The organism is Candidatus Nitrosarchaeum limnium BG20 (assembly GCF_000241145.1).
GTDB lineage: Archaea > Thermoproteota > Nitrososphaeria > Nitrososphaerales > Nitrosopumilaceae > Nitrosarchaeum > Nitrosarchaeum limnae.
In genome coordinates this window covers 1-3,440 of record NZ_AHJG01000170.1, presented here as the reverse complement: position 1 = coordinate 3,440, position 3,440 = coordinate 1, and the positions used below count along the sequence as shown (strand labels likewise).

The following is a 3,440-nucleotide window of genomic DNA, read 5'->3' as shown; positions in this document are numbered from 1 at the left end:
CAATGTCAGGTTTTTCATCAGAAGTTGCAAGATACATTTCAAATTTTTTGGAAGGAAAACGTGAGGAACCACCGACCATATACAAATTGGTTGAGCAGATTTGTGAAGAAAATGAGATGCACCTAGTCAAAGTCAAAATCTATGAAAGTGGAGGCATTTTCAGAGCAAATCTGTATTTTACAGGAAAAAAAGATATGATACTTAGAAACTTTAGAGCATCGGATGCAATAGCATTGGCAACATATTACAGCATTCCAATTTTAGTAAGAAAATCACTTTTGAAAAAAATTGAGAATCAGAAATAAATTTGAAATTGAAAGAAAAATCATAGAATAATCTGTCAATATTGAGTTTGATAATCAAATCACACAATCAAATACTACAAATCACAAATTTTACATATGATACTTGAGCTTGAAACACTTTTTGTTGGAAATTATATGACTGCATATCCAATTTCAGTTTTACCTGAAGTATCCCTTTCTGAATGTATTAATTTTATGGCAAGACGAGGAATTGGAAATCTAATTGTCAGTACAGAAGAAGGTGATCCATTAGGAGTCTTAACTGAACGCGATATTCTTAAGCAGATTGTAGAAAAAAATACGTTACCAAACATTAATCTAAATGAAATAATACTGACACCTTTTGAGAAAGTCTCTCCTGACATATCCATACAGAGTGCTGCAGAGTTGATTATATCTAAGAAGGCACGTTTGTTAGTTTTTGCAGAACCAAACAAGATGGTTGGAATAATCACTCCAAGTGATCTCCTTCGTGCTTTCAGGAAAACATACCTTGCACCAATCCTAGATGATGTGATTAGCAAAAAAGTGTATCATGTTGGATATGATAACAGTATTTTTGATACATGTAAGTTGATGTATGAAAAAAGGATAGGGTCTGTCATAGTTGATGGGAAAAATTCAGAATTTGGAATGTTTACAGAGAGAGATTTAGTTTTTAAAGTTCTAGACAACCGTGTTAATCTAGATGAGACAATCCACCTTTACTCATCATTTCCATTAATTACGGCTCCAGAGATACTAGCAAACGAAGCAGCAAGTATGATGGCACAACACCATATCAAACGATTAGTATTACAAGATCAGGGGAAAATTTCAGGAATTGTAACTGTACGCGACATTATTGATGCATATCAAAGTAAATCCCCACAAATAAGAAATTATTAGATTCTAAAACCATATAGTTGATGATGTTACAAAGACTGGAAGTTTTGAAACCAAAAGATTGAGGGATGTTTTCTCTACTAATTCGATAAATGAGATCATTTGGAAATTAAAATCAATGTTTAACAGTTAGACATAAAATTTCCTAAAAATCCAACAGATTTCTATGTACTTAAAATGTGTAAGAAAGATTTGAGAATTTCTAATAATTATTTAAAATACATACAAAAAATAAACATATTTTTAATTAAAAATTAGCGGGCTTGAAATACAATAATTACCATAATACAGTATGAATAAAAAAAGTATGAGCAAATGTGAGGATCCATCTTGTGCATGTAGTTGTCATGAGGGATCAAATTATAGAAGGGGAAGCATAAGAGGGTAGATTATGGAAATTGCATATATTTTGATTCAGTGTGATTTGGGCTCCGAAGAGCAAATCATTAATCAAATAATGCAAATTCCAGAAGTAAAAGAAGTAAGAGGAACGTATGGAATCTATGACGTTTTTTGCAAAGTTCAGGCAGATTCTAAAGACTCACTGGACAAAGTAATCACCAACAAAATTAGAAAGATTCAAAAAATTCGTTCAACCATTACTCTGCACTACATACCATCTCAAGGTGGAAAGTAAATGTTAGAAAAACAGTTTGACCCAGATTTATTGTATAATAGAATCGTGCATTATTACATGGACAAAAAAGGATATTCTAAAGATAAAGCAAACGCTATTGCACAAGCAGTTGTGAAAAGAGAGGCACAGAGAAGAATTTGTAAAAACGAAAAGTGTAAACATTTCTCACATGATCACATCAGAAATTCAGAAACATGTTTAGTGTTAGATTGTGATTGTGGTAAGTTTACAAACTAGATAAAATCATCAAGTGAATTTTCACGTAATGGTTGTGCCCTAATTCCTATTTTTCTCAAGTGTTCTGCAAATTCTTCAACAAATCCATGAATTGTGTAAACTTGCTCTGCACCAGAGCGTACAACCATATCGACTAATTCATTAAAATCACAATGATCACTCATTGTAATAGAATAATCAGTCCTCCTACCAAATGAAAATCTTTTAGACTGAGCCCAACCGCTAAAACCAATAGTTACAGCACCATACTTTGATTTCATGTCTTTTAGAAACTGATTCTTTTCAGACATTAATGGTGCAACCATTGCCCATGGTTTTTTAGAGAGCAACCCATTTTTTTCAGCTTCTGTGTGACCAATGCCATCAGGCAAAGATACACCTAGTTGTCTGTGAAGATCATTCATTAGTTTTACAGAATCATGAAAGTAAAGTGGACCCCAATGACCAAAAAGCTGAGTAATGGTCTGAGCTTTTCCTAGTTGGTAACCCAACAATATTACAGGTATGCCCTTTCCGTAAAGTTCTGAAATTAATTCATTTACTTGCTTTTTAATTTCATCTAGTTTTGGAAAAACAAATTCAGGTAAACCAAAAGTACATTCTGTAATCAATGTCTTACATTTTGGGACTACTGCACCTTGTAGAAATCCTCTATTTCTGGTACAAATGTCACCAGTATAGAAGATATCATCAAAAAGCAAACCCTTTGCACCTAATATATGACCGCTGTCAATTAATGAAAAATCATCTATACTTTGCACATGGTTTTCCATCTTAAATCCTCTAAGATGTGCAATCTCACTTGTCTCAACTGAGGAAAGTATCATACCACCATTTTTTGAAGGTAGATGATCAGAGTGAGCATGAGATACAAAATTTACACCTGTGGCATCGGTGTTCTTTGGATCAAGATATACGCGTCTACCATTTATTTCACATAAAATACCATTTTTTGTCATTCTAATTTTACGCGTCAACATCAAACAAAATAATCAGATTTGATATAAATTGCAAGTTTGATATTGTTCAACTACAGATCAATTCATTTTCAAACAAAGTGTTACAAATGATCAGACACGAGTATGTAATCTATCACAGCCTATTTGAAATATGCAAAAAACAAGCGTCATGATAATAAATGATTCAAGATCTATGAGACTCTTTTTAGAAGAAGTGATAAAATCATTTGCAGATTTTGAGATTATTGGATCTTATTTTGACGGAAATCTTGCATTAGATGCTCTTAGAACAAAAAAACCGGATGTAATACTTTTAGATCTGGAAATGCCCAACATGGATGGATTGACATTTCTTGAAAAACTGTCGCAGGATCAAAAATACCCCACAATCATACTAAGCAATTATGCAATAGACGG

Annotated in this window: 6 protein-coding genes; 5 read left to right on the top strand and 1 reads right to left on the bottom strand. The window is 32.8% G+C overall.

Annotation, left to right across the window (positions count from 1 at the left end):
- The 4 genes from BG20_RS05330 to BG20_RS05315 form a co-directional block, all read left to right on the top strand.
- A partial coding sequence (locus BG20_RS05330) for a bifunctional nuclease family protein (RefSeq protein ID WP_010191884.1) occupies window positions 1-305 on the top strand: 305 nt, incomplete at its 5' end.
- 96 nt (window positions 306-401) lie between these two features.
- A complete protein-coding gene (locus BG20_RS05325; protein WP_010191882.1) occupies window positions 402-1,193 on the top strand; it encodes a CBS domain-containing protein in 792 nt (263 codons plus the stop codon).
- A 388-nt stretch (window positions 1,194-1,581) separates the two neighbouring features.
- Window positions 1,582-1,827 (top strand): Lrp/AsnC family transcriptional regulator, encoded by a 246-nt coding sequence (locus BG20_RS05320; RefSeq protein WP_010191880.1) that lies wholly within the window; start codon window positions 1,582-1,584, stop codon window positions 1,825-1,827.
- On the top strand, window positions 1,828-2,064 hold the full coding sequence (locus BG20_RS05315) for a hypothetical protein (RefSeq protein WP_010191878.1): 237 nt from the start codon (window positions 1,828-1,830) through the stop codon (window positions 2,062-2,064).
- Here BG20_RS05315 and BG20_RS05310 read toward each other — a convergent pair.
- Complete coding sequence (locus BG20_RS05310) at window positions 2,061-3,023, bottom strand: MBL fold metallo-hydrolase (protein ID WP_010191877.1); 963 nt, start codon at window positions 3,021-3,023, stop codon at window positions 2,061-2,063. The two genes, BG20_RS05315 and BG20_RS05310, sit on opposite strands and share 4 nt — an antisense overlap.
- Window positions 3,024-3,192: 169 nt before the next feature.
- Here BG20_RS05310 and BG20_RS05305 point away from each other — a divergent pair.
- Window positions 3,193-3,440: response regulator (locus tag BG20_RS05305; protein WP_157999278.1), on the top strand; the 248-nt coding region annotated here is incomplete at its 3' end.

Bases quoted from the DNA above. Each gene is read 5' to 3' on its own strand.
- BG20_RS05320 (WP_010191880.1), top strand. From the start codon at position 1,582: ATGGAAATTGCATATATTTTGATTCAGTGTGATTTGGGCTCCGAAGAG.
- BG20_RS05315 (WP_010191878.1), top strand. From the start codon at position 1,828: ATGTTAGAAAAACAGTTTGACCCAGATTTATTGTATAATAGAATCGTG.
- BG20_RS05325 (WP_010191882.1), top strand. From the start codon at position 402: ATGATACTTGAGCTTGAAACACTTTTTGTTGGAAATTATATGACTGCA.
- BG20_RS05310 (WP_010191877.1), bottom strand. From the start codon at position 3,023: ATGACAAAAAATGGTATTTTATGTGAAATAAATGGTAGACGCGTATAT.